This is a genomic window from Lactobacillus sp. LL6 (genome assembly GCF_007570935.1).
GTDB lineage: Bacteria > Bacillota > Bacilli > Lactobacillales > Lactobacillaceae > Lactobacillus.
Genome location: NZ_VLLR01000001.1, coordinates 750,916 through 776,508 on the forward strand (window position 1 = coordinate 750,916; position 25,593 = coordinate 776,508).

Annotated in this window: 27 protein-coding genes; 17 read left to right on the plus strand and 10 right to left on the minus strand. The window is 32.6% G+C overall.

Annotated features, from left to right (window positions below; all coding sequences use genetic code 11):
* Window position 1: 1 nt before the first annotated feature.
* Genes dapA through FOD82_RS03845 form a run of 4 tightly spaced genes read left to right on the plus strand, consistent with a single transcriptional unit; the run spans window position 2 to window position 3,959 of the window.
* Window positions 2-928 carry a 4-hydroxy-tetrahydrodipicolinate synthase gene (gene dapA, locus FOD82_RS03830; RefSeq protein ID WP_144355170.1) on the plus strand — a complete coding sequence of 309 codons (927 nt, stop codon included), beginning with the start codon at window positions 2-4 and terminating at the stop codon, window positions 926-928.
* A 1-nt stretch (window position 929) separates the two neighbouring features.
* Window positions 930-1,706: a 4-hydroxy-tetrahydrodipicolinate reductase gene (gene dapB, locus FOD82_RS03835; RefSeq protein WP_144355171.1), complete on the plus strand. Its 777-nt coding sequence runs from the start codon at window positions 930-932 to the stop codon at window positions 1,704-1,706.
* Window positions 1,707-1,720: 14 nt separating this feature from the next.
* Window positions 1,721-2,908: an aminotransferase class I/II-fold pyridoxal phosphate-dependent enzyme gene (locus tag FOD82_RS03840; protein ID WP_144355172.1), complete on the plus strand. Its 1,188-nt coding sequence runs from the start codon at window positions 1,721-1,723 to the stop codon at window positions 2,906-2,908.
* The gene (locus tag FOD82_RS03845; protein WP_144355173.1) at window positions 2,901-3,959 is read left to right on the plus strand and encodes an aspartate-semialdehyde dehydrogenase; all 1,059 of its coding nucleotides are present in this window, start codon (window positions 2,901-2,903) and stop codon (window positions 3,957-3,959) included. The genes FOD82_RS03840 and FOD82_RS03845 overlap by 8 nt, the downstream gene beginning before the upstream one ends.
* Before the next feature lie 38 nt (window positions 3,960-3,997).
* Here FOD82_RS03845 and FOD82_RS03850 read toward each other — a convergent pair whose 3' ends face one another.
* The gene (locus FOD82_RS03850) at window positions 3,998-5,608 is read right to left on the minus strand and encodes an Mbeg1-like protein (protein ID WP_144355174.1); all 1,611 of its coding nucleotides are present in this window, start codon (window positions 5,606-5,608) and stop codon (window positions 3,998-4,000) included.
* Between the two features lie 422 nt (window positions 5,609-6,030).
* Here FOD82_RS03850 and FOD82_RS03855 point away from each other — a divergent pair, with 422 nt between their 5' ends.
* Window positions 6,031-7,653 (plus strand): ATP-binding cassette domain-containing protein, encoded by a 1,623-nt coding sequence (locus tag FOD82_RS03855; RefSeq protein WP_144355175.1) that lies wholly within the window; start codon window positions 6,031-6,033, stop codon window positions 7,651-7,653.
* A gap of 30 nt (window positions 7,654-7,683) precedes the next feature.
* Here FOD82_RS03855 and FOD82_RS03860 read toward each other — a convergent pair whose 3' ends face one another.
* Entirely contained in the window at window positions 7,684-7,866 is a 183-nt protein-coding gene (locus FOD82_RS03860; RefSeq protein WP_144355176.1) for an SPJ_0845 family protein, read from the minus strand.
* A gap of 199 nt (window positions 7,867-8,065) precedes the next feature.
* Here FOD82_RS03860 and FOD82_RS03865 point away from each other — a divergent pair, with 199 nt between their 5' ends.
* From FOD82_RS03865 to FOD82_RS03880, 4 genes are all read left to right on the plus strand, one after another.
* The gene (locus FOD82_RS03865) at window positions 8,066-8,581 is read left to right on the plus strand and encodes a hypothetical protein (protein ID WP_144355177.1); all 516 of its coding nucleotides are present in this window, start codon (window positions 8,066-8,068) and stop codon (window positions 8,579-8,581) included.
* Window positions 8,582-8,633: 52 nt separating this feature from the next.
* Window positions 8,634-8,957 carry a heavy metal-binding domain-containing protein gene (locus tag FOD82_RS03870; protein ID WP_186277732.1) on the plus strand — a complete coding sequence of 108 codons (324 nt, stop codon included), beginning with the start codon at window positions 8,634-8,636 and terminating at the stop codon, window positions 8,955-8,957.
* Between the two features lie 207 nt (window positions 8,958-9,164).
* Entirely contained in the window at window positions 9,165-10,286 is a 1,122-nt protein-coding gene (locus FOD82_RS03875; protein WP_144355179.1) for an NAD(P)-dependent alcohol dehydrogenase, read from the plus strand.
* A gap of 157 nt (window positions 10,287-10,443) precedes the next feature.
* On the plus strand, window positions 10,444-10,650 hold the full coding sequence (locus tag FOD82_RS03880) for a hypothetical protein (protein ID WP_144355180.1): 207 nt from the start codon (window positions 10,444-10,446) through the stop codon (window positions 10,648-10,650).
* A 100-nt stretch (window positions 10,651-10,750) separates the two neighbouring features.
* Here the strand turns inward: FOD82_RS03880 and FOD82_RS03885 are convergent, their stop codons facing one another.
* Window positions 10,751-12,202 carry a 6-phospho-beta-glucosidase gene (locus tag FOD82_RS03885; RefSeq protein WP_144355181.1) on the minus strand — a complete coding sequence of 484 codons (1,452 nt, stop codon included), beginning with the start codon at window positions 12,200-12,202 and terminating at the stop codon, window positions 10,751-10,753.
* A gap of 93 nt (window positions 12,203-12,295) precedes the next feature.
* Window positions 12,296-13,012 carry a GntR family transcriptional regulator gene (locus FOD82_RS03890; protein ID WP_144355182.1) on the minus strand — a complete coding sequence of 239 codons (717 nt, stop codon included), beginning with the start codon at window positions 13,010-13,012 and terminating at the stop codon, window positions 12,296-12,298.
* A gap of 328 nt (window positions 13,013-13,340) precedes the next feature.
* On the opposite strand from FOD82_RS03890, the gene FOD82_RS03895 reads away from it, so the two are divergent.
* The 5 genes from FOD82_RS03895 to FOD82_RS03915 all read left to right on the plus strand — a co-directional run bounded on the left by FOD82_RS03895 (window position 13,341) and on the right by FOD82_RS03915 (window position 17,751).
* On the plus strand, window positions 13,341-13,676 hold the full coding sequence (locus FOD82_RS03895) for a PTS sugar transporter subunit IIB (RefSeq protein ID WP_144355183.1): 336 nt from the start codon (window positions 13,341-13,343) through the stop codon (window positions 13,674-13,676).
* 38 nt (window positions 13,677-13,714) lie between these two features.
* A complete protein-coding gene (locus tag FOD82_RS03900; RefSeq protein WP_144355184.1) occupies window positions 13,715-14,083 on the plus strand; it encodes a PTS lactose/cellobiose transporter subunit IIA in 369 nt (122 codons plus the stop codon).
* A 77-nt stretch (window positions 14,084-14,160) separates the two neighbouring features.
* Window positions 14,161-14,679, plus strand: coding sequence for a PTS cellobiose transporter subunit IIA (locus FOD82_RS03905; RefSeq protein ID WP_144355185.1), 519 nt, complete (start codon window positions 14,161-14,163; stop codon window positions 14,677-14,679).
* A gap of 263 nt (window positions 14,680-14,942) precedes the next feature.
* Window positions 14,943-16,295 carry a PTS cellobiose transporter subunit IIC gene (gene celB / locus FOD82_RS03910; RefSeq protein ID WP_144355186.1) on the plus strand — a complete coding sequence of 451 codons (1,353 nt, stop codon included), beginning with the start codon at window positions 14,943-14,945 and terminating at the stop codon, window positions 16,293-16,295.
* Window positions 16,296-16,401: 106 nt separating this feature from the next.
* Window positions 16,402-17,751, plus strand: coding sequence for a hypothetical protein (locus FOD82_RS03915; protein WP_144355187.1), 1,350 nt, complete (start codon window positions 16,402-16,404; stop codon window positions 17,749-17,751).
* A gap of 22 nt (window positions 17,752-17,773) precedes the next feature.
* Here FOD82_RS03915 and FOD82_RS03920 read toward each other — a convergent pair whose 3' ends face one another.
* From FOD82_RS03920 to FOD82_RS03940, 5 genes are all read right to left on the minus strand, one after another.
* Window positions 17,774-18,184 (minus strand): DUF3284 domain-containing protein, encoded by a 411-nt coding sequence (locus tag FOD82_RS03920; RefSeq protein ID WP_144355188.1) that lies wholly within the window; start codon window positions 18,182-18,184, stop codon window positions 17,774-17,776.
* Window positions 18,185-18,248: 64 nt separating this feature from the next.
* Window positions 18,249-18,971 (minus strand): GntR family transcriptional regulator, encoded by a 723-nt coding sequence (locus tag FOD82_RS03925; RefSeq protein ID WP_144355189.1) that lies wholly within the window; start codon window positions 18,969-18,971, stop codon window positions 18,249-18,251.
* A gap of 124 nt (window positions 18,972-19,095) precedes the next feature.
* Entirely contained in the window at window positions 19,096-20,526 is a 1,431-nt protein-coding gene (locus FOD82_RS03930) for a PTS sugar transporter subunit IIC (RefSeq protein ID WP_144355190.1), read from the minus strand.
* A complete protein-coding gene (locus tag FOD82_RS03935) occupies window positions 20,526-21,908 on the minus strand; it encodes a glycoside hydrolase family 1 protein (protein WP_144355191.1) in 1,383 nt (460 codons plus the stop codon). The genes FOD82_RS03930 and FOD82_RS03935 overlap by 1 nt, the downstream gene beginning before the upstream one ends.
* A gap of 154 nt (window positions 21,909-22,062) precedes the next feature.
* Window positions 22,063-22,926, minus strand: coding sequence for an ROK family protein (locus FOD82_RS03940; RefSeq protein WP_144355192.1), 864 nt, complete (start codon window positions 22,924-22,926; stop codon window positions 22,063-22,065).
* 166 nt (window positions 22,927-23,092) lie between these two features.
* On the opposite strand from FOD82_RS03940, the gene FOD82_RS09770 reads away from it, so the two are divergent.
* The 3 genes from FOD82_RS09770 (at window position 23,093) to FOD82_RS03955 (ending at window position 25,256) form a co-directional block, all read left to right on the plus strand.
* Window positions 23,093-23,791, plus strand: a complete 699-nt coding sequence (locus FOD82_RS09770; protein ID WP_186277709.1) for an SLAP domain-containing protein — start codon at window positions 23,093-23,095, stop codon at window positions 23,789-23,791.
* A 161-nt stretch (window positions 23,792-23,952) separates the two neighbouring features.
* On the plus strand, window positions 23,953-24,378 hold the full coding sequence (locus tag FOD82_RS03950; RefSeq protein WP_144355193.1) for a hypothetical protein: 426 nt from the start codon (window positions 23,953-23,955) through the stop codon (window positions 24,376-24,378).
* 170 nt (window positions 24,379-24,548) lie between these two features.
* Complete coding sequence (locus FOD82_RS03955) at window positions 24,549-25,256, plus strand: DUF4767 domain-containing protein (protein ID WP_144355194.1); 708 nt, start codon at window positions 24,549-24,551, stop codon at window positions 25,254-25,256.
* A gap of 34 nt (window positions 25,257-25,290) precedes the next feature.
* Here the strand turns inward: FOD82_RS03955 and FOD82_RS03960 are convergent, their stop codons facing one another.
* Complete coding sequence (locus FOD82_RS03960; RefSeq protein WP_144355195.1) at window positions 25,291-25,542, minus strand: hypothetical protein; 252 nt, start codon at window positions 25,540-25,542, stop codon at window positions 25,291-25,293.
* Window positions 25,543-25,593: the final 51 nt, after the last annotated feature.

The window sequence follows — 25,593 nt, forward strand, 5'->3', positions numbered from 1 at the left end:
AATGGCAAATTTAATTGATGCAGATTTAATCACAGCACTTATTACTCCGTTTAATGAAGATAATAAGATTGATTTTGATAGTTTAGAAAAGTTAACGAATTACTTAATTGATAATGGATCTAATGGTTTTGTAATTGGTGGGACAACTGGAGAAACACCTACCTTAAGTCATGATGAAAAAATTGAACTATATACTAGATTTGGACAAATTGTGAATAACCGTGTCCCAGTTATTGCAGGAGTTGGGTCTAATAATACGGTAGAAACAATTGCTTTTGCTAATGAAGTGGCAGGTATTGATGGGATTGATTATGGATTAGTAGTAGTGCCGCCTTATAATAAGCCTAATCAACGAGGGATGGTTGCTCACTTTACTGCAGTAAATGATGCAAGTCAATTACCACTCATTATTTATAATATTCCTGGCAGAACTGGAGTAAAAATGGCTAAAGAAACTGTTGTTCAATTGTCGCATTTAAAAAACATTAAAGGAATCAAGCAGTGTGCATCTCTTGAAGAATTAGAATACATAATTGATCACAAAGACCAAGACTTTCAAGTTTTTACTGGAGAAGATGCCCAGGCTTTAACTGCACGTTTGTTAGGAGCAAATGGTGTAATTTCTGTTGCAGAACACATTTATCCAACTCAAATGCGTAAAATGTATGATGATTTATACTCGGGTAATTATTCTGAAGCAGCCTGTCTTCAAAGATGGCTTACTCCAAAAATGGCAGCTTTATTTATGTATCCTTCACCAACCCCTGTAAAGGCTGTTTTGAATGCACAAGGCTTTAAGACGGGAGGAGTTCGTTTACCTCTTGTAACTTTAAATGATGAAGAAAAGGTAATACTAGCACAAAAATTAGGTTTAAAAGATAATGCATTAATGGGAAAATTACCACTAAATTTGGAAGAGGAAAAATAAAATGAATAAACGAGTTTTAATTGCTGGTTTTACTGGGGCCATGGGAGCAGAAACGATTAGATTAATTGCTTCATTAGAAGGTTTTGAAGTAGTTGCTGGATTAGCTCCCCATGCTCAAAAAGACCCACTTAAGTACGGCTTGAATAAGAATGTGAAAATTTTTAATAGTTTAGCTGAAATTCCAGCTAATGTTGCGGATATTTGGGTAGATTTTACTAGTCCTAGCGCTGTTTTTGAAAATATAGAATTTGCTTTAAAACATCATATTAGACCTCTTGTAGGTACAACTGGTCTAAGTGAAAAACAAGAAACAACACTAGTTAAACTTGCTCAAAAAGAAAAGCTTGGTGGTTTGATTGCACCAAACTTTGGAATGTCAGCAGTTTTATTAATGAAATTTGCACGTGAAGCTGCAAAATATTTTCCTGATGTTGAAATTATTGAAATGCACCATGCGGACAAAAAAGATGCTCCTTCTGGGACTGCCTTAGCTACAGCTAAATTAATAAGTCAAGTTCGTGAAGCTCATGAAAGTGCGCCAAATGAAGAAACTTTGGAAAATGTACGTGGTGGTGATTATCAAGGGATTAAAATTCATTCCGTTCGTTTGCCGGGATATATTGCTCATGAACAGGTTTTATTCGGTGCAAAAGGTGAGGCTTTAACTATTCGACAAGATTCATTTGATCGCTCATCATTTATGAGTGGAGTTAAAGTTGGTTTAGAAAAGATTATGAATCTCAAGCAGTTAGTAATTGGATTGGAAAATATTTTATAGATTGAGGTGGATTTATGCCACATTTAGCACAAGACTTAAGTCTTAGTCAAAAAATAAAGAATGTAAAAGCTTCTGGGATTAGAATTTTTGATAATAAAGTTTCTACGATTCCAGGAATTATTAAATTAACTTTAGGTGAGCCGGATTTTAATACTCCAGAGCATGTTAAAGAAGCAGCTATTAAAAGTATTCGTGATAATGATTCTCACTATGCTCCACAAAAGGGAAAGATAGAATTGCGTCAAGCTATTAGTAAGTTTTTAAAAAAAGAAGTGGGAGTAAAATATAATCCCGAGGAAGAAATCGTGGTTACCATTGGTGCTACTGAAGCTATTAATGCAGCGATTTTTGCACTTACTAATCCTGGAGATAAAATCTTAATTCCTACACCAGTTTTTTCACTTTATTGGCCAGTGGCATATTTAGCAGATGCTTCTTATAAATTAGTCGATACTTCAGATGAAGATTTTAAATTGTCAGCAAAAAAACTTGAAAAAGAATTAATAAAAGATCCATCAATTAAAGCCGTAGTTTTAAATTATCCAACCAATCCAACCGGAGTTGAATATAGTAAAGATGAAATTCAAAAACTAGCTAAAGTAATTAAAAATCATCACTTATATATGATTACTGATGAAATTTATAGTTCTCTTACTTATGGAGTTGAACATTATTCAATCGCTCAAGAAATTCCTGAAAGAACTTTATATATTTCTGGCTTTTCAAAATCACATGCTATGACCGGTTATCGTTTGGGATATATTGCCGGTCCTAAAGAAATTATGGAACAAATAGGAAAAGTGCATGGTTTAATGGTTACCACTGCTAATGATTCGGCTCAGGCTGCAGCTATTGAAGCTTTAGTTAATGGTCAAAATGATCCAAAAGAATTTTGCAAAACTTATCAAAGACGAAGGGACTTTGTTATTAAGGAACTGAATAGATTAGGTATCAAAACTGTTGATCCTCAAGGGGCATTTTATATATTTGCTAAGATTCCATCTAGCTATGGTCAAGATGATATGCAATTTGCATTAGATTTAGCATTTAAGGCAAAGGTTGGAGTAACGCCAGGGAGTGCATTTGGTCCTGGCGGAGAAGGATATATTCGTTTGTCTTATGCATCATCTGATGAAGATTTACAAGAATCAATGAGAAGAATTAGTGATTTTTTTAAAGAGGAAAATGAAAATAATGAATAGAGAATATAATGTTGCCATTCTGGGTGCAACTGGTGCAGTAGGTCGAAGAATGATTGAACAACTTGAACAATCAACGATTCCAGTAAAAAGTGTAAAGTTATTAGCATCATCAAGATCAGCGGGTAAAAAATTAAAGTTTAGAAATGAAGAATTAATTGTTGAAGAAACTACCCCGGAATCTTTTGATGGAATTGACTTGGTTTTATCTTCTGCAGGTGGAGCTGTTTCTAAAAAATTTTTACCAGAAGCAGTTAAACGCGGAGCAGTTTGTGTAGATAATACTAGTGCATTTAGAATGGATCCAGATGTGCCACTAGTTGTTCCTGAAGTCAATCCAGATGCTTTAAAATCTCACCATGGTATTATTGCTAATCCAAATTGTTCAACTATTCAAATGATGATGGCTTTGGAACCAGTTCGCCGTAAGTTTGGTTTAAAGCAAATTATTGTGTCTACTTATCAAGCTGCTTCAGGCGCAGGACAAGCAGCAATTGATGAATTGAAAAAGGAAGCTCAAGACTATCTCAATGGTCAAAATATTAAGGATGATGCCGAAATTTTACCAACTAAAGGTGATAAAAAACATTATCCGCTAGCTTTTAACTTGCTTCCTCAAATTGATGTTTTAGAAGATAGTGGCTACTCACATGAAGAATGGAAAATGATTCATGAAACTAAGAAAATTATGCTTGGTGATATGAACTCTAAAGATATTAAAGTAACTGCAACTTGTGTTCGAGTCCCAGTAGTAATATCTCATGGTGAGAGCGTCTATTTTACAGTTGAGGATGAAAAAGCTACGGCACAAGACATTAAAGATGCAGTGGCAAGTTTTCCTGGAAATATTTTACAAGATGACATTAAAAATCAAGTTTATCCTCAACCGCTTAATGCTGAAGGAACTAGAGAAACTTATATTGGACGAATTCGTCCTGATTATGAAAATCCAGGTGCGTTTAATATGTGGGTTGTAGCTGATAATTTATTGAAAGGCGCTGCTTGGAACACTGTAGAAAATGCTGAATATTTGGTAAAGATGAATTTACTATAAAAACAAGCTAGAAGTTATTGGTAACTTCTAGCTTATTTTCATCTATGTTTAGTTGGTAATTTTTTGCGTTGTTTAAATAACTCATCTACAAGCTTAAAGAAACCGTAAATGATGAGCAAAATACCTACAATTATAATTGATTCCTTATTAAAATATTTAGGATTTACTACAACAATTATTCCCAATGCAAATGCAATAATAGCTTCAATACAAACAATTATCTTTTGAAATACTCCAACCACTGCTCGTAGTATAACTTGCCGTAATCGAATATATGAATAAACCACTAAAAATATTCCTAAAAAATAGTGAGCTAAAAATATTAGTAGCCGATTATTGGAAAGAAGGGCAATTGAAAGTGCGAAAATTAATAGATAGCTAATAATGAAAGATTGTTTTTGCTTTTTTTGCAAGGCAGTATTAGCGGTTTTTAAAATTTGCTGAACACTAAAACCAATCCCAGCAAAAGCTACTAAGGCGCCAAACGCTCTAATAGCATATTGGGGAGCAGTTAAACTAACAATCCCTAAAATTACCATTACCCAACCAACTATTGTGTCGCGAGTAAAGAGAGCCTTAATGATTTCCATATTTTTAATGGTTTGCCATAAAGTGGTGAATAAACTTCCAACAACAAAACGAGTTTTTCTGGAAGAATTGGCAAGAGAAATTAATATTGCTCCAAAACCTCCGAAACCATTTTTGCTTAATTCGTTAATTTTAGTTGCCCCACTGGCCGCAAAAGCACCAAAAAGGTCGTTTGTTAAAGCTTCTCGTTCTTCTAAACTAGCATCTCCGATCCATTCGCTGATAATTTGGTTATAAATTTTAGCTTGGGGATTACGATGTCGTCTGGTTACAAAATGAGAACCCGTAACTTCCCAACTGAATGCATCATGCTGACTTAAAGTTTTGCGACTGCTTTCTACGATTGTGGCAGTGATGCCATCAGGCTCAAAAAGTCGTCCAATAATACTAAATTCTGGAACATAACGATGAAGAGTCTTTTTTAAATAGTCATCAGGAATTTGATTTCCAACTTCTTGAGCAATTCCAGGAGAATCGAAGGTATATATGCGAGTAATGCGTTTTCGTAAGTCTGCACTCACATTAAGTGCGGCATATTCTGCTAAGTTTCCGCCTTTTGAGTGACCACCCAGCATATAATTTTCATTATCGTGATTCATAATGGTAGTTAGATAACGTACAGCTTGTTCTTGAGCAATTGTTGTTTTAAAACTAATTTCAAAATCTTCTTTCCATCCAACCAAAGAATCATCGGTACCACGAAAAGCAATAAAATTAATTCCATTAGTTAATTGAATTTTAATAGCGCTAAATTGAGTCTGATCGGTTAAAGTATTAACGTAATAAGAGAGTTTAGCATTTTTGAAACGGTTAGCTTCCGACATTAATTTAAATAATTTTTGGTAATAACTATGGTCACTTCTGTAATAGTTAGGTGAAAAATATATCTTAGCAGCCTCTTGAACTGTAATAGTTTTAGGACCATCTGAAACGATATTAGGCAAATTCAAATAAGAGAAGATAGAAAGCACCAAAGCATCAATTTCATTAAAGGGTGCTTTTGCTAAATCAATATCGCCACGCCACTTAAGATATGAGTACATATTATTATCAGGATACAAAAATTCCACCTCCAATTAAGTGTCTATGATAATTTTACCTTAAACTGGAGAGTGGAGTTAATAAAATAAATAATTTTACGTTTTTTTCAAAAAAATATAAAAATATTATAACATTCGTTATATTATGTGTTATAATAAAATCAGGTAGAAGGGGATTCAACTACCTGATTGAAGGGGTCATCATAAGGACTTATAGATTTTTCGAGACCCATACAGAGTATATCAGTTATTTATAAAAAATGATATACTTTCTTCAATTATCTTTATATCTTTTTATCAAAAATTCTTGCTTCGGCAGGAGTTTTTTCTTTATACAGAATTAATTTTCTAAAAAATAATAAACTATTACTAATTTTTATAGATTTTTGACTAGAATTTGATAAAATAACTTAAATGTATTTTTATTTTGGGAGGAAAAATTTTTGATTACAGTTTCTGACTTAAGTCTTAATTTATCTGGTCGTACATTATATGAAGATGTCAACTTAAAGTTTACGCCAGGCAACTGCTATGGAGTTATTGGTGCCAATGGTGCTGGTAAGTCTACTTTTTTAAAATTATTAGAAGGAAAGCTTGAACCAACCACTGGTAATATTTCAATCGATGCAAATGAAAGAATGTCTAGTCTTAACCAAGATCACTTTGCTTTTGAAGATTACACAGTAATGGATACAGTTATTCAAGGGCATAAAGAACTCTATAAGGTAATGCAAGAAAAGGATGCACTTTATTCAAAGCCTGATTTTAGCGATGAAGATGGGGTAAGGGCAGCCGAGCTTGAAAGTAAATTTGCTGAGCTTGATGGTTGGAATGCGGAAGCTGACGCAGCTAAGCTTTTACAATCTATGAATATTCCAGAAGATCTTCACCAAAGCAAGATGAGTGAATTGCCAGAATCTGATAAAGTTAAAGTGCTTTTGGCACAAGCGTTGTTTGGTGATCCCGATATTCTATTATTAGACGAACCTACTAACGGTCTTGATGTTCACACAGTAGATTGGCTTGAGAACTTTTTAGCTGATTATCCTAATATTGTTATTGTCGTATCTCACGACCGTCACTTTTTGAATCAAGTATGTACACAAATGTGTGATGTTGACTTTGGTAAGATTCAGCTTTATGTTGGTAACTACGATTTTTGGTATGAATCAAGTAAATTAGCAGCAGAACTTGCAGCTAATCAAAATGCCAAAAAAGAAGAAAAAATTAAAGAACTGCAAGAATTTGTGGCTCGTTTTTCTGCTAACGCCTCTAAATCTCGTCAAGCAACTTCTCGTAAGAAGCAACTTGAAAAAATCACTTTAGAAGATATTCGTCCATCATCTCGTAAATACCCATTTGTAAAATTTGACTTACACCGTGATTTAGGAAATGATTTACTTAAAGTAGAAAATGTGTCTTACTCAGTTGATGGTGAAAAGATTTTAGATAATGTTTCTTTCATTGTTCGACCAGGTGACAAGGTAGCATTCTTGTCACGCAATACTTTAGCTACAACTGCTCTTATGCAAATTATTGCAGGTAAAATCAAACCTGATACTGGAACAGTAACATGGGGGCAAACTACAGCATTTAACTACATGTCAAGAGATTTGAATGCTAACTTTAACAATGATGATTTAACTATTTTAGATTGGCTTCGTCAATACGCTACCGAAGAACAAGATGATAACACTTTCTTAAGAGGATTCTTAGGTAGAATGCTCTTTAGTGGGGATGAAATTGAGAAAAAAATCAAGGTTTTATCTGGTGGAGAAAAAGTACGCTGTCAATTATCTAGAATGATGCTTCAACCAGCAAATGTCTTGGTAATGGATGATCCAACTAATCACTTGGACTTAGAATCAATTACATCATTAAACGATGCGTTAAAAGATTATAAGGGCTCAATTTTGTTTACTTCTCACGATCATGAATTCATTCAAACTATTGCAGATCATATTATTGAAGTGGGACCAAAGGGTACTATTAGTCGTGCAGACACCACTTATGATGATTTCTTAGCAAGTGAATCAACTCAAGAACAAGTAGAAAAAATTTATTAAGTAAAAAAGCTGCCATATTTGGCAGCTTTTTTATTTTTGAGACTTTTTATCTTTTTTATCTTCAGTATCGTTTTCTTCATCTTTTCTTCTGTCTGCTTCTGGTCCATGTCCCTTAGGTACCGGCTTTTTAGGAGTCTTTTTAGGATCTGGAACTACAGCAAATTTATCTAACATTTTGTTTAAGTTGTTAGGATTGTCAAAAGTTAAACCCATATATATCATTCCTTTCGTTTTTATTGATTATAGATGATTTTATCAAATTCTACCAGTTTTTAACTTAAAAACTCTTAACTTATTTTGAAATAACATTTATAATGAATAGAAGTTAATTTTTAATAAATAGATTAACAATGAATCCAAAGAAGGAGATAGGTATTTGCCTATCTTTTTCTTTTTTAGAAGGGAAATTAAAGTGAAAGTTACATATTTCTTTTTAGCGTTGGCAATTATAACACTAATAGTAATTCTATTTAAGTCTGAAAATAAATTTCAATTTTTAAAAGCAGCTATCTTATTTAGTATTCAGATTATATTTTCAACAATTAACTTTTTGATATTTTTTGTGATTTCAGATTTATTAATGGATAATCAAATACATATTAAATTAGGAAATTTGTTTTTACTATTAGCAATGTTTGTGGTTTTATCAGGAATATTGCTCTTTTGGGGGATGCTTGGAGCTGCAAAGATATTTAAGTTTTCTGCTACGACCTTAACTTTGGTTGAATATTACATCCAATGGAGCTTAATTTATGTAACAGTTTATCAGGCAATTTTCAGTAATATTAAAAAAATTAAGTCTATTACTAAGTTTATCGAAGTAGGAAATTTCTTAAATCCAGATTTAATTGTAGTTTTAGTTTTGCCATCTTTTATTTCAGCATGGATTGCAGTTATTTTGTATAAAAAACACATAAAGGTAATTTAAATATTCGCAAATTTTTAGTATTTCATGAGATAATAAAAACAAGGGAGGCAATATTATGGCAGAAATTTTAGTAACTACAACTGAACGTATTCCTGGAAAAGATTATGAAATCATTGGAGAAGTATTTGGAGTAACTACCCAGTCACGAAATGCTATTTCTGATATTGGAGCAGGGCTAAAAAGTCTAGTTGGTGGAGAAATTAAGGCTTATACTAAGATGCTTACCTCTTCTCGTGATGAAGCAATTGAACGAATGAGAGATAAGGCTAGAGATATGGGAGCCGATGCAGTTGTGATGATGCGCTTTGATACAGGTTCAATTGCAGGAGACATGCAGTCAGTTGTAGCATATGGTACTGCAGTAAAATATCTTTAAATTTAACTAGACCCTAGGGTCTAGTTTTTTATTTAATAATAACCGATTTTTAAATAATCATATTTTTCCTTATGAAGAGCTGTAAAAATAAATGTATATTAGTATAATTTTACAATAAAAATGTAAGCGATTACTTGATAAAATAAATGCAAAGTGTATGATGAATTTGTGAGATGAAAGCGGTTAAACTTAACGAAAGGAAAAATTATGAAAATTAAAGCTGCTATTGTTGAAAAAATGGGCGATCCATTTGTAATTAAAGATGATATTGAATTACATGATGTAGGTCCAACAGATGTTCAAGTACACGTTGTTGCAAGTGGTATTTGTCACTCGGATGAAGCAATTAGACGCGGCGATGCAAGTTTAGGCTATCCTGTGATTTTAGGACATGAAGGAGCTGGCATTGTTGAAAAAGTCGGGTCAGAAGTTAAGAACTTTAAACCAGGGGATCATGTGGTAATGGCATTTTATGCTGATGGTCTCTGTGATAAGTGTTTAGAAGGAATTCCAACTCAATGCCGTCATTATGCTGACTATAACTTATCAGGAGTAAGATTTGATGGTGATGATCAATTCCAAGAAAATGGTAATCACATTTCTGATATGTTCAATCAGTCTTCATTTACTTCAACTACTGTTACTAATCAACGTAATTGTGTAAAGATTGATAAAGATGTTGATTTACGTAAAGTTGGTCCTTTAGGTTGTGGTTATATTACAGGTTCTGGTACAGTATTTAACACCTTAAAACCTCGCCCTGGTCAAACGATTGCAGTATTTGGGACTGGTGCAGTTGGCCTTGCAGCAATGATGGCTGGTAAAATTTCTGGTTGTACTAAAGTTATTGCAGTAGATATTGTTCCATCTCGTCTTGAACTTGCAATGGAGTTAGGTGCGACGAATGTGATTAATTCTAAAGAAGTAGATCCTGTTGAAACCATTAAAGATCTTACTCATGGCTATGGTGTAGATTATGTGGTTGATACAACTGGCTTGCCAGCAGTTATGAAGAATGGACTAGATAGTTTGGCTCAAGGAGGAACTGAAGCAGCAATTGCAGTTACCCCACATGAATTTGAATTTTCAACTTGGAATGACCTTTGTGTAGGTGATAAAAAGGTTATTGGTGTTAATATGGGGGATGCAATTCCTCAAATTGATGTACCAAGACTAATTGACTTTTGGAAGATGGGAATGTTTGATTTTGATAAGACTGAAAAGTTTTATGATTTTGAGGATATTAACCAAGCTAATGCTGATTCAGGCTCTGGTAAAACTATTAAACCAGTCTTAATCATTGATAAGGATTATCGACCAAAAGAATAGTTTTGAATTAAGTAATAAAATTTTAACTTTAAGAAGACCTAATTTTGAGAAGGGTCTTCTTTTTTGCTTCTTAATAGTAATCGCTTACAAAATTGTGTATACTAAAGTAAAAGGGTGATAAGTGTTTCGACTAAATAACTAAAAGGAGATGTTTTTATTGATTAACAATAAAGTTGCCTCAAAACAAGAAAAAATTTTTGCAAAATTACATGCTCAAGATGGTAGCCCTAAACAGGTTGCTGAAGATAGGGTGAGTAAATTACGTAAATTAGATTTAACCGATGAAGAAATATTTATTAATTTAAAAAAAGATTTTTGTAAACATTTTTCTGATGAAGAAATTCACGAAATTATTGATGAATAAAAAAATGCAATGTTTGTAATTGGTATGAAGTCCGATTGTTATAATTTTAGAGTTCATATCAATTAAGTGCAAACATTGCATTTTTATATTTATAAATATTTTAATCGTCTAGATTTTCACCATTAGATTCAATAACTTTTTTGTACCAGAAGAAGGAATCCTTACGTGAGCGGCTTAAATCACCCTCACCTTGGTCATTTTTATTTACATAAATAAAGCCGTAACGTTTGTCCATTTGACCAGTTCCAGCGCTAACTAAGTCAATTGGTCCCCATGGCAAATAGCCCATTAAGTCGACGCCATCTAATATTACTGCTTTTTCCATTTCTGAAATGTGATGTTTCAAGTAACTGACTCTGTAACTATCATGAATGGATCCATCTGCTTCAACTTTATCGTATGCTCCTAATCCATTTTCTACAATGAATAAAGGAAGGTGATAACGGTCTTGAAGCTGATTTAAAGCGATTCTTAAACCTTTGGGGTCAATTTCCCAACCCCAGTCATTACGTTCAAGAGTAGGGTTTTCAGCGACAGCTGCTTCAAGGTCGGTTAGTTCATCAGGCTTAACTTTTTTACTGGAAACAGTAGTTGTTTGATAATATGAAAAGCCAACATAATCTACTGTACCTTCTGACAAAACAATTCGATCTTCATCAGTTATATCTGGACGAAAGCCTTTACGTTCAATATAGGTTTCAACTTCATTAGGATATTTTCCAAAAACATGAACATCAGAGAACCAATCACGACGCTGTTCAAATTTATCTGCTAATAAAACATCATCTGAAGAAGGGGTGAGAGGTCGAACTGGTGAGTAGTTTATCATGCATCCAATTTGAAAATCAGGATTTATTTTATGTCCCATCTTAACAGCTAAAGCAGAAGCCACTAATTCATAGTGACCGGCTTGATACATTGCAGCCTCTTTGTCACGTTCACTCATTCCGTCTTTAAATAAAATTCCAGAGTTAGTTGCCATTAAGAAATCATTGTTAAAGGCAGTTTGATTATCAATTTCGTTAAATGTCATCCAATACTTAACTTTATTTTTATAACGTTTAAAACAAGTTGTTGCAAATCTTACAAAGAAGTCGATCATCTTTCTATTAGTAAAACCACCATATTCTGCGATTAGATGATATGGGATTTCAAAGTGAGAGAGTGTTACAACTGGTTCAATACCGTATTCATGACAAGTATCAAATAAATCATCATAAAACTTGAGTCCTGCTTCGTTAGGCTCAGTCTCGTCACCTTCAGGAAAAATTCTAGTCCAAGCAATAGAAGTTCTAAAAGCTGAAAAACCCATTTCTGCCATTAATTTAATATCTTCTTTATAATGGTGATAAAAGTCAATTGCCGAATGGTTAGGATAGTTTTTTCCTTTAATTACACCATCTGTAATTTCACGAGGCTTAGTTGCTGAACCAACTGTCATTACGTCAGCAACAGACATTCCTTTGCCATCTTCGTTCCAAGCACCTTCTAATTGGTGAGCAGCTACTGCGCCGCCCCACATAAATCCATTAGGCATTTTTGCTGAATACATATAAAAACCTCTCTTTCACTGTATGTATTTGGAAACGTTTACATATAATATTGTAAACATAATTTTATTCAATAGGCAAGAGGAGACTTAAATTTATAAAAAACTTTTACTATTATTTACTGTCAGGGCGCCACGATCGTAGCGATTGCGAGATTCTGAAATTTCAAAAGGTGTACCATCACTAAGATAAGCTTTTTGATGAACACATAGAATGGGGTCATCTTTTGCACAATCAAGGTACTTCATATCGTATGCGTCAGATTTTTCAGCAGTAATTACTCTGTCGTCTTTGCCTATTTTAAGTCCAAGAGTATCTTGAATATAAGCATAAATTGACTTATGTAAAATGTCGATTGTTAATCCTGGGATTCGATTAACAGGCATAACCGTATATTCTAACTTGGCAGGCTGATTGTTTAATATACGCTGACGGATAATATCATAGACTTTTTCATCAGGTGGTAAATTAAGAGCACGTTTTTCTTCATCAGTTGGTTTACGAATATTAAAAGAGACCACATGACTTTTTATAAAACCAGCACCATTAATATGACTAGTAAAACCATCGTTTTCACTAGCGCCTGAATTTAAAAATATATCTGGAATTGCCTTGGAAGTTATATATGTTCCGTGACCTTTAACTGTTTTAATTAGCTTTTTACTTTGTAAAACTTTTAATGCATGAACAATAGTGACACGACTTGTATTATATTTTTGGGCTAAGATCACTTGTTCTGGAATACGACCTTGATATTTCTTTTCAATGATATTTTTTTCGATGTCATTAGCAATTTCTAAATAGAGACTCATATTTTCCTCCTCTCGCTTGTAAATCAAAATAATAACATTGCACATCAATTATACCGCTAATCAGAAAGCGCTTTCTATATTTTTGCAAAATATATTCATATGTAAAGCAAAATTAGTACATCTCTACAAAAGTATATATTTTTATAAAAACTTAAGAATTCATGAGCACTACAGCGAGTAAGAGTTGGATTAGTTAACAGTTAGCGTAAACTTTATATATCTAAAAAAGCGTTTACATTAGATTGAAAACGATTTATAATAATTTGTGTAGATAAGGCAAGTCTATATGAAAAGAAAATACAACTCAGAATTTTAGGAGGAAACAATTATGGCTGAACAAACTATCATGTTAAATTGTAGCGCAGGTATGAGTACTTCACTTTTAGTAACTAAGATGCAAGAAGCTGCTAAGAATGATGGTATAGATGCAAAAATTTTTGCATGTCCTGCTTCTGAAGCTGATCAACACCTTGAACAAGAAGAAATTGATTGTGTTCTTCTTGGGCCTCAAGTAAGCTACATGAAAGGTGACTTTGAACATAAAGTTGCTGGTAAGGGCAAGGATGGCAAAGATATTCCATTAGGTGTTATTGATATGCAAGCCTATGGCATGATGGATGGCGAAAAGGTATTAAAGCAAGCTGAAGAAATGATCAATGGCTAATTTAGTCTTATCAAGACAATAGAAAGTGTAAGATTTGTATGGCAGAAGAAACTAAACGAACGAATGAACAAAAAGAGCAAGATGCATTAATGGCTGCAATGGGCTTAATTGCTAATGGTGGTAATGCAAAAAGTTTAGCTTTTGAAGCAATTAAAAAAGCTAAAACTGGTGACATTAAAGGTGCTCGTGAAAAATTGGAAGAGAGTGATAAATCACTTCTTGAAGCTCATAACTCTCAAACAAAAATGTTAACTAAAGAAGCTCAAGGAGACCATATGAAGGTGACATTGCTAGTAGTTCACTCACAAGATCATTTGATGAATGCCATTACTTTTAGAGACTTGGCCGGAGAAATGGTGGATCTTTATGAAAAGCTATACAAATCTGGCACACTTAAACAAGAATAATCAATTAACTAAAAGTAAAAATAAACTTGGCTTATTTGCCAAGTTTATTTTTGTTTTTAATGAAAGAGTTAAATAAAATGAAAAAGAAAATGTCTGTTAAAGAACAAAATATAATCAATGCTAAAAAAGCACATAAAGATAGTATTAAGTATTTGTATTTTGGAAGATATTTAATGGTTAGATATTGTACAACAGCATTATTATTTGCAAATCTATTTTGGCTAATTTTTTGTTTTCCATATCATAATAATGCTCTGTTAGGAATAATTTTAGCGTTGATAATGACTATTTATGCAGCAGGAGTTGCCATTGAACAATTGTCTAAAATGCATAATAGAAAACCAGATATTCCCATAACCAGGGTATATTTATTAGTACAAATATTTGTAAACTTTATTTTAGGAATAAGCGTACTTACTCCTTTGAGAAAATATTTATTGCCATTTATTACTGATGCTAGTTCAACTTGGGTAATTGAGGGGATACTATTGATTGGAGTTTTGCTTTGTATAATCTGTGAAGTGAGAATTAATAATATCATTGATGGTAAAGATAAATATTTAAGAGTGATTAATACTTTTAAGAAAAATAATTAAAGTTTTAGCGATAAAAATAAATATTTTTATCGCTATTTTTTATGTTATTTATTTTGTGATTTTAAGTAGACAAATTAGTCTAGAAGGCTATAAATAACAGGATTGCAAAAGAAAGCGCTTTATTAAAAAGAAGTATAACAAGTTATTAATAGCGTATGTTAAGCTAGTATGTAACGAAAAGCGCTTACATATAAAATGGATTTGGACTATAATGTGGTTGTTGGATTTGATAAGTGTTTCAGAATATACGGGGGAAAGTAATTATGTCTGATACAAAATCAAGTTCTTTCAAAGAGAAAATGGCAGCAATGGCTGGAAAGTTTGCCGGTTCTCGCTTTGTTAGAGCAATTATGGACGCAGGATATAGCGTTATCTCGTTTTCAATTATTGGTGCAGTTTTTTTAATTTTAACTGTTTTACCTCAAGCATTTCCAATTCCAGGTTTTGCAAGCTTTTATGCAAATACAATTGGTCGCTTTAATAATTTATTTCAGGTTGTATATAACTCAACTATGGGTATTTTGGCTTTGATTTTCGCTGGTACTTTTTCATACTCTTATGCAAAAATCTATCAACAAGAAGAAAAAATCAATATCGTACCTATGAATGCTTTGTTAATGTTTTTAATGGCATTCTTTATCACTGTTCCTGAACTAATTTGGAAAAATGGAACAGTTCAATTTGTACAAATCTTCACTAAAACTAAGATGGTTGCAGGTGGTTATGAAGCTTCAACATCTGGTATTACTAGAATTGCCTCAGTTGGTATTTTTACGGGGCTTGTAATTGCATGGTTAACGGTACAAATTTATCGTTATACTGTTAAACATAATTGGCAAATTAAAATGCCCGCAAGTGTTCCAGCAGGAGTTTCTAATTCATTCAGTGCAATGATTCCAGGCTTTTGTATTGCAGTTGTTGTTGCAGTACTTAACTTAATTTTGGTGATGATTGGAACTGATATATTTAAAGTTTTATATATCCCATTTTCATTCATTAGTGCAATTGCTGATACGTGGTGGGGATTCTTAATTATTATCTTCTTAATTCACTTCTTATGGTGGTTTGGTATCCACGGAGCTACAATTATGAGTTCATTCTATACACCAATTGTCTTGGCAAATATGGCAGCAAATGTTCAAGGAGCTAATCACTTCTTTGCAGGTGATCCACTTAATTCATTTGTAATTATTGGTGGTTCTGGTGCAACTTTGGGTATGGCAATTTGGCTTGCATTTGGTGCTCGCTCTAGTCAGTTAAAAGAAATTGGTAAAGTTGAATTAGTTCCTGCCATCTTTAATATTAATGAACCAATTCTGTTTGGATTACCAATTGTTTATAATATTAATTTAGTAATTCCATTTATTTGTGCACCACTTGCTTCTGGACTAGTTGGTTATATTGCAGTTACTTCACATATCGTTCCAAAAATCATTGTTCAGCAACCATGGCCTACTCCAGTTGGACTTAGTGGTTTTATTGCCACTGCTAGCTGGAAGGGTGCAGTTTTATCAATTGTTTGTGCGTTAGTAGCATTTGTGATTTGGTATCCATTTATTAAGCATTATGATAATGTTTTACTTAAAAAGGAAAAAGCAGATAGTGCTAAGGCTTAATAAGTAATTATATGGTATAAAAAATCTTTCAGCGTATAATTAACTGAAAGATTTTTTGTTATGTTATAATTAGTCCAAAATAGATAATAAGGATAGTTGATAATAGATGGAAAAATTGCTAAATGATGATTCAGAACGTAAAATAGCTTATATTAAGTTTGTTGATACCGATAAGTATAATTCTCAATCAAATAAACAAGTAGGAGACAGTATAAGCTTACAAGGAAGAGCGGGAGAAACAGTCTCTTTAAAAATTACTCTTCCTAAAAAATATGAATTAGCTAATAACTATTCACTTCCAGCTACTTATACTTTTCTTAAAAATCAAAAAAATATTTTGGTGATTCCGCTAGTTCATAAAAAAGAAGTTGAAGAAATTACTCTTGTTGGTAAAAGAACTATTAATTATAAAATTGTGAGTTCTACTGGAATAGTTAATAATCTTAATGATGGACGTCAAAAGTTAGAGTTTAAAGCTAAAAAGACAACTGATTTATTAACTGGGAAAGTTTATTTTGACTGGCAAAAAGAACAAGATAACTATAGTTCAGTAACTACTCCTATAGAAAAAGGATATTATGCCAGTCGTATACAAGCTGATGATAAAGAAATCTCAATTGACAAAATTATTACTAATCAGCAAAAAATTGATGAGCATGTTTTGATTATTTATCGTCCTCTTGGTGCAATTATCCAGCAAGATATTAATGGAAAAGAACTTGCTAGATTTAACTATGATAATGCCCTAGATTCAACTAAAGCAGCTAAAATTTCAATTCCTGAAACGCCTAATGGTTATCAAGCTATTAGTAAATTGCCACTTTCGTTAATTCCGAGCAATCCAGAAGCAGATACTGTTTTGACTTATCGACCAAATAATAATAGTCAGTTTCGTAAGGTTACAAGAATGGTAACAGAAATTCAGACTAATGGTGTTAAGAAAACTCATTTACAAGAAGTTGAGTTTGAAAATGTTAATGGGGTATGGAAACTTGCTCCTGGAACCAAATTAAAATGGAATATCATTACGCCTGATATTCCTGAAGGATATACAGTTTGCTCAATTAAGAATGCAAATGGTCAAGACTATGATAAAGTTATCAAAAAAGAAAATGGTAGTATATTTGCTGTTGATGCCGTTAAGCCTAAGTTTGATACTCCAAATGAGGATATAACTATTTTTATTAAGCCCGACTTACAAAAAACTTCAATTGATTTTATAGATTTAGACAGTCATGATAGAAAAGTTATTAAAAGTATCCCTTTAGAAGGAAGAACAAATGAGACTGTTGCATTTGAGATAAGTCAGAGGGATGTACCTGCAGGATATGAATTGATAAATAGAAATAAAATTCCAACAAGCTATAATTTTAAGGCTAAATATAATAGTGCAATTATTGTTTCAATAAAAAAAGTTGAAACTAAAAAACAGAGTTTAAAAATAAAACTATACTAAAAGCGGTGATTATTTACCGCTTTTAGTTTTGCATATTTGTGTATACATTTTTAGCCATTTTATTTAGCTCTTTTTTTGCTCCATGCTTTAATTGAACATTGTATAGCCAGTTATTAAATGAACCATGTTTAGATGGATCATAGCTTTTGATTTCTTCTGAAAAGGTAATTTTAACACCTTTACTTACATTAATTGTTTTATAACTTATTACAATATCTATGCGATCATTTTTAAAATGTGCTTCATAAAGCTTACCTCGTTGATAAGTAGTAATCTCTGTATCAATGTCACCTTGAGTGTAACGAGTGCCAGAAGCAAGTTTAACAGGTAAATTATTCCCGCGTGCAGTTTTGATGGCTGATAGTAGTTGTTCATCAAGATAATCAAAAAAATCTTCAGCCGTAAAATTAAATTCTTTACTAATAGTAATCATAAAAAGCCCTCCTAATAATAAGTATATACTTATTATTAGGAGGAAGCTCTATTTTTTATAAAAATCAAAATCTATTATTTTCTAAAATAGTATATGTACGTTGATCGTAACGATTACGGCTTTCTGAATATTCAATTGGCTGACCGTTACTTAACCATACTATTTGTTCTAGTTCAAGCATTGGATCGTCTTGAGCTGCATTTAAATATTTTTGATCATAATGATTGGACTTAGCTGCTCGAATTTTACGATAGGCATGACCGAATTTAAGTTTGAGCTTGTGATGAAGATAGTTATAAATAGAATCATGTAAAATATCCTCATCAAGGTCTGGCACTAATTTTACGGGCATGTAAGTATGCTCAATAATTAAAGGCTGATCATCAACGATTCTAAGACGAACAATATTATAAACAGGTTCAGTTTTCTTTAATTCTAGATTTTTTTGCATTTGTTCATCAGGAAATTCAACTGAAAAGCTTAAGACTTTACTCCGGACGTTGTCAGATTTAAGCTGATTTTTTAAACCAGAAAAGACATTAGCAGGGGAATCTTTTTTATCTTTAATAGGAATGTCACTTGATACAAAAGTTCCTAACCCTGATTGTTTATAAACGCGCCCTTGACGCTCTAGTCCATCTAGGGCTTTTTTAACAGTTAGACGACTAACACCTAATTCTTTAGCTAAAGTCTCTTGATCAGGAAGAGGCTGACGAGTCTTATAAGTTCCATTATCAATACGATCAGTAATAATTTTCGCGACTTCTAAATATTTCGCTTGTGTCATGATTTATCATCCAGTTTCTATTAATATTTAATTTTATTCTTTATATTATACACAAGAAAAGACGCTATCATCTATATCTATCTTAGCATGATGATAACGTCTATTCAGCTATAAAGCATTGGGATTAATTACTTTCTTGAGCAGCTTTTTCAGCTTCTCGTTTACATAAAACTTTATCGTATTTTCTTGCAAATGACCAATATATTGCAGTAGAAATTAATAACGTACATGCTTGCCAGATAGCCATTTTCCAACCTCCAATTAAAAATCCTGAAATAATAGCTGGAGTTGTCCATGGCGCTGCAAAGCCATTTAGAGGAGGAACAATACCAAATTTAATTACACAATAAGTAGATATTGAAACTACTACTGGTGTCAAGAAGAAAGGAATTGCTAAAAATGGGTTCATAACAATTGGTAAACCAAAGAGGAAAGGCTCATTAATATTAAAGATACCTGGTACTAGTTCCAGTTTACCAATTGATCTTAATTGGGCAGATTTTGCAGCAACTAAGATAAAAATAATTAATCCAATGGTAATACCAGAACCAGTTAAATTAATAAAATTGTTATAAAATTCATTAGTTACAACATGAGCACCATTAGCAATAGTTAGTTTACCAGCCTTATATAATTGGGCATTTTCAAAAGAGTTTGCTTGTAGAAGAGGACCAGCTAAAGAACCAACAATCAATCCACCATGAACACCAAAGAACCAGAAGAATGGAACTAAGAATCCAATTGCAACTGCACTACCAAAGGAATCTGACATTCCCTGAAGTGGAGTTTGAACCGTTTTATAAATCCATTGTAGAAAGTCAGTATGTGCGAAGATGTTAAATCCGGCATAAATAAACATTGAACTGATTAAAATAAGTCCAGCAGGAATCATTGCTGTAAATTGGTTAGCAACAGCAGGGGGAACTTGCTTTGGTAACTTAATTGTCCAACCTCTTTTAACAATAGAACTATAAATCCAGCCAACTAAAAGTCCAATAATAATTGCGGCAATCATTCCGTCGCCACCTAGCCAAGTCATATTGATAACGCCAGTAACTGGAGCTTCAATATAACTTTGAAGAGCATGTGGCAATTTATCAATATTTTCGGTAACAGCTTTGGCACTCATTACAACAGTATCACCATTTTTGATACCACCACTAAGTGCTGTTTTAATAGGACTAGCAATATTGAGTGTTTGAAGCATTAAGAATACTGCGCAAGATGTAAGTCCCGGAGCTAGTGGTTCATAGCCTTCATTTTTTACATAAATATAAGCAATACCAATTGATGCCCAAAGTGACATCACTGAAAAAGTAGTTACATAAGCTTGATTAAAGAATGCTCCCCAACCAGAGTTATTGATTGCAGTCGCAACTGCTGGAATTGGAATATTTCCTAAAATTAGGAAAATTGATCCAATGATAATAAATGGTAAAGTGTAAATCATACCGTTTTGCAGGGCGACAATTGCTTTAGTATTAACAAATTTCATTACAGGTGGCAAAATTTTGCTATTAACAAAGTTGCTAAAGCTTGATTTTTTATCAGTCATTATAATTCATCTCCATTATCTTTAAACACTTTCTGGAACCAATAGAAAGATTTCTTTGGAATACGTTTTAAATCCTTTAAATCATGGTTAGAGCGATTAACATATACTGCTCCGTAGCGTTTTTCCATATCAGCATGTGAGCTGGGAATATCAATTAAGCCCCAGCCAAGATATCCTAAAACTTTTGCCCCATCTAAGAAAACAGAATCTTTTAAGGCTTTTATATGGCTTTCATGATACTTGATTCGTTCATCGTCTTGAATTTCATGGGTGCCGTCCCAAGATTCTTTAAGTCCAATTCCATTTTCAATTGGAAAAATTGGCAGGCGATAATGATTATACATTGTAGTAATTGCGTTTCTGAAGCCAAGTGGATCAATAGCCCAACCCCAATCATTTGTTTTGACGTATTTGTTTGGAACACCACCATTATTTAGGTAGCGATTTGGAGCTTCGCCTTTAAGAATTTTATCAGCTGAAATTACCCATGATGAATAATAGGAGAAAGCAAGGAAGTCGGCTTGTGCTTTGTTCATTATTTGTTTATCTTTTTCAGTAATATCCATGTTTAGATTATGGTTTTTAGCGTATTGCAATACTTCAGGAGAATAGCCTTGGCCAGTATCAGCATCATAAATATTATAATTTAAAAACTCCATTACTTGTTTAGCTGCCCAAACATCTTCGGGCTTACTAGTTTCAGGATAGATTTGCTGATAAGCAAGCATCCCGCCAATTTTTATATCATTATAATTGTCATGAATATAATTGGCTAAACTTGTGTGACAGACCATTGTATGATGGAAAATACGATACATATCATTTAATGTTTTATCGCCTTTTTCATAGCCTGAAATATTGAAAACTTCATCTTGAAAATAAAGATTATGTTCGTTGAAGACAATCCAGTATTTAACTCGATCAGAAAAATGATCAATCATTTTTTTACCAAATCTGATAAAGGCATCTACAACATGGCGAGACATAAAGCCATTATATTCTTTAGCAAGATGTAGTGGCATATCAAAATGATAAAGACAAATCATTGGTTCAATTCCGCGCTTAAGCATTGCGTTGATTAACCGGTCATAAAAATCGATTCCTTTTTGATTAAATTCGCTGTCACCTTCAGGACAAACACGTGACCATGAAATTTGGATACGGTACATATTCATATTCATAGCCTTCATTAAATCTAAATCCTCTTCATATCTATGATATTCATCGATGGCAACATGCCAATTCGTAGTATTTTTAGTTGCTGGTCGAATATCATAGACTGATAATCCTTTGCCATCTTCATTCCAAGCACCTTCAGTTTGCATACTAGAAACTGAGTTACCCCAGAAAAAAGAATTAGGTAATTTACGAGAATCAGTCATATCTTCCTCCTTATTGTAAGCGCTTTCAATTGATTACATATAAAATATAACATTTATTTTTATAAAAATAAAGCTAAATTATAATAAAAATATATACTTTTATAAAAGTGAAAAATAAAAGCCTGATTTAATCAGACTTTATAGTTAAAAATTATTAATTATTTTCTTGTTCAAAATCCGCAACTGCTCCCCGTAAATTGGCATCACTTCTTAATTTACATGGGGCTAAGAGTGGTTTGACACTGGCAATTTGCATTTTAGAACGTAATTTTTCAATTTCTTGATTTAAGAGTGGGATTAACTTAGGATTATTAGAAATTCCACCGCCCAAGATGATTTTTTCTGGATCAAAACTATGCTGAATATTAAAGATTGCAATTGCTAAAGAATGAAGCAGGGTGTCACGCTCTTTTTCAGCAATTACATCTCCTTTATCAGCTAATTCGAATATAGTTTTACCATCTAAACTTTTACTAGTTTGTTCATTATAACGTCTTGCCATGGAAACTGGAGAAGCTAAACTGCTAAGTTGCTTGCCATTGATTACCATATATCCAAATTCTCCGCCAAAGAGGTGAGCTCCATGCCAGATTTTTTGGTTAATAATTATTGCGCCACCAATTCCAGTTCCAATTACAAAAAACGCTAAACTATCATGTCCCTTTCCACTTCCAGCAGCAAGTTCTCCAAGGGCTGCGGAATTTGCATCGTTTTCAATTGAAATAGGTAAGTTAAATCTTTTTTCTAATTCACTAACGATATTAAAGTTATGAATATAGGGAAGAGCGCTAGAGCCACCGATAATTCCAGTTTTTTTGTTTACGGCTCCAGGAGAGGAAATTGCAACTCCTTCTATGGGGATGTTTTTTTGAATATTTTTAACTTCAGTTGTCAAAATATGATAAAAATCTTCCAAGGTTGATGGAGTTTTGATACTGTGTTTATTTTGAAGTTGATTATTTTTCCAAGTAGCAAACTTAATAGTAGTTCCGCCAATATCAATTACTGCTAAATTCATGATTTTCTCCTTAATAAAATATATACTTTTATTCAAGAATAGCTTTATATGTAAACGCTGTCAATAATAATTTTTTTGAACTTTTTTAAAAAATAAGCTAGTATTTTTTGGATTTTGGATTATAATTTTAGAGAAATATATTTATTTAAGAAAGGTTGTTTCAGATATGAAATTGAAAAAAGTTACATTATTCTCAGCAGCTGCAGTGCTAGCTTTAGCTCCACTTGCATCCTCAACTGTTCACGCAGCAGATACAAAGGAAGCTGAAGTTGTTGCAACTCAAGCAACTAAAAAGACTGCAAAAAAGGCAGTAAAGAAGACTGCTGCTAAAAAAGCAACTAAGAAAACTACCAAGAAAGCAGCTAAAAAGTCAGAAAAGACTGCTAAGAAAGCTGATAAGAATGCTGCTAAAAAGACCGTTGCAAAGAAGACAGCTAAAAAGACAATCGTTTTAACTAAGAAAACTGTTGTTGTTGACAAGAATGCTAAAACTACTAAGAAGACCTTGAAGAAAGGTGAAACTGTAGAATTATTTGCTAACACTCTTGTTAAGATTGCTGGTAAGAAGTACTACCAAGTAGCAAAGAATGAATTTGTATTAGCTAAAAATGCTAAGCTTGTAAAATCAGCTGTAACTAAAAATGATGCAAAATCAGTAAAAACTACTGATGCCGCAGAAAAGAAGGCAACAACTGATTCTTCAGCAAAAACTACTGCTGAAACTAAGTCAGAAAAGACAGTTAAAAAGTCAGCTAAAACCGCAAAGGTAACTAAAAAAACAGAAAAAGTTGCTAAAAAAGCTGATAAGAAGCTTGCTAAGAAAGCTGTTGCCAAAAAGACAGTAAAGAAAGCAACTACTAAGTAATTAATATTTTTGAAAAGAATTGAATTATATTTCAATTCTTTTTATTTTTGCACAAATTATATAATAAAAGAATATTAAGTGCTTTCATTTGCTAACTATACCTTATAGCAATAAACTAAAGGCGTATTAAGTAAAAGATATGTTTTAGGAGGCATAGTATTATGGCAGATTACGAAAAAAGACAATTAAAGGCATTGGACAGATTAGCAAAGAAGATTGCTGATGCCGACAGTCACTTGACTGAAATTGAAGACAGTATGGATGACAAGAAGCACCACACTGCTCAACATGAAACCATCAAGGATATTAAGTCAATCTTGAAGCATGCTCGTAAGGTTGATAAGTATCAAGACAAGATTATTCAACATGAAGGCGAAGGTCGTAAGGGTTCTATTGAAGATCACTATGTATACATTGAAGATGAAGAACCAGTTATTAAGGACCTTAAGAAAGAATATGCTGAACTTGCAAAGAAGCTAAAGGGCTTGAACAATGTTGATGGCTACAAGATCAAGGCATTTAGAGCAGAACATGACTATATCAAGAAGTCAAAGGAAATTCTTGAAAAAGCCGGCAAGTTAAAGTAACTTAATACTAATTCCTAAAATGAGCTGAACTCATCTTAAGAGTCAAAAGAGGAATCTATCACCATAGTGGTAGGTTCCTCTTATTTTCTTCCTTGTTTTCTTTCAAAATAGTTTATAATATAAATAGAATTATTTAGATAAAAAATCTATAGATGTGGAGCCAGATTTAAATGAATAAAAAAATTTTGGTAGGAGTATCAATAGCATTAGTAGCTGGAACTTTAAGCGGTTGTGGGATACACTTTGATAAAGAAGGAATAAGATTCGGTTCACAAACCAAATCTGAAAAAGTAAAGCCACAAAAGCAAAGTTCAAATAAGATAAACCAATCTTCAAGTTCGCAATCCAGTTCAGAAGATAAAAAGACAATCAAGAAAGAAAAATTAAAAAAGACTAAAAAGAAAACAGTTAAAAAATCAACTAAAAAGAAAATTACTAAAAAAACTAAGAAGAAAAAAAGCAAAACTAGAAATGTTACTTGGAATGCAACTAAAGATCAAGCATTAGCTGATTTTATAACTAATTGGAGTGCAGGGATTAATCAAGCATATCAAAAATACGATGGTGTTCAAGCTCTTAAAACTAACGTAGGAACAATTTATCCAGATGTTTTATCCCAGCGCCAATTCATAATAAATGGTCAAGCTGTTACTTTAAGCTGGAGTCCTAATTTAACTGGAAATGCAGAATATAAAGTAGTTGCAATTTATAATGATAATTTTAAAGAAGCTAATATGCACTATACATATTTATTCTGTTTCCATAATAAAAAGCCGATAGTACTTTTAGATCAAGGTGGAAATACAAATCCGATTACTTTGATTAAAACTAAAAATTCTAATTTACAGGCTGGTTTTAAAAAAATAGCAAATAGCTAAAAAGGATGAACCTTCTGAATAGGGCTCATCCTTTTTAGTTTTCTAAAATATTGTTAGAATTTGTGTAGATCATTTTTTTAGTTTTTTGCATTGGTAGAATAAAAAGCTTGGGCTTTTTAGGTGGCTTTTTCTTAGGTGGCTTATATGTGAATTTTGAATTAACTTGATGGTCAACAACCTTGATAGTTTTAACAGGAGAACTAGGTGAAAGTGGCTGAGTATGATAACTGCAAGCACTAGATCCCATAGTTAAAGCTAGTAATATACTTATTATAATTTTTTTCATTTTTTACTCTTCCACTATATAATGTTACTATTTATTTTTGAGGATGAAAGA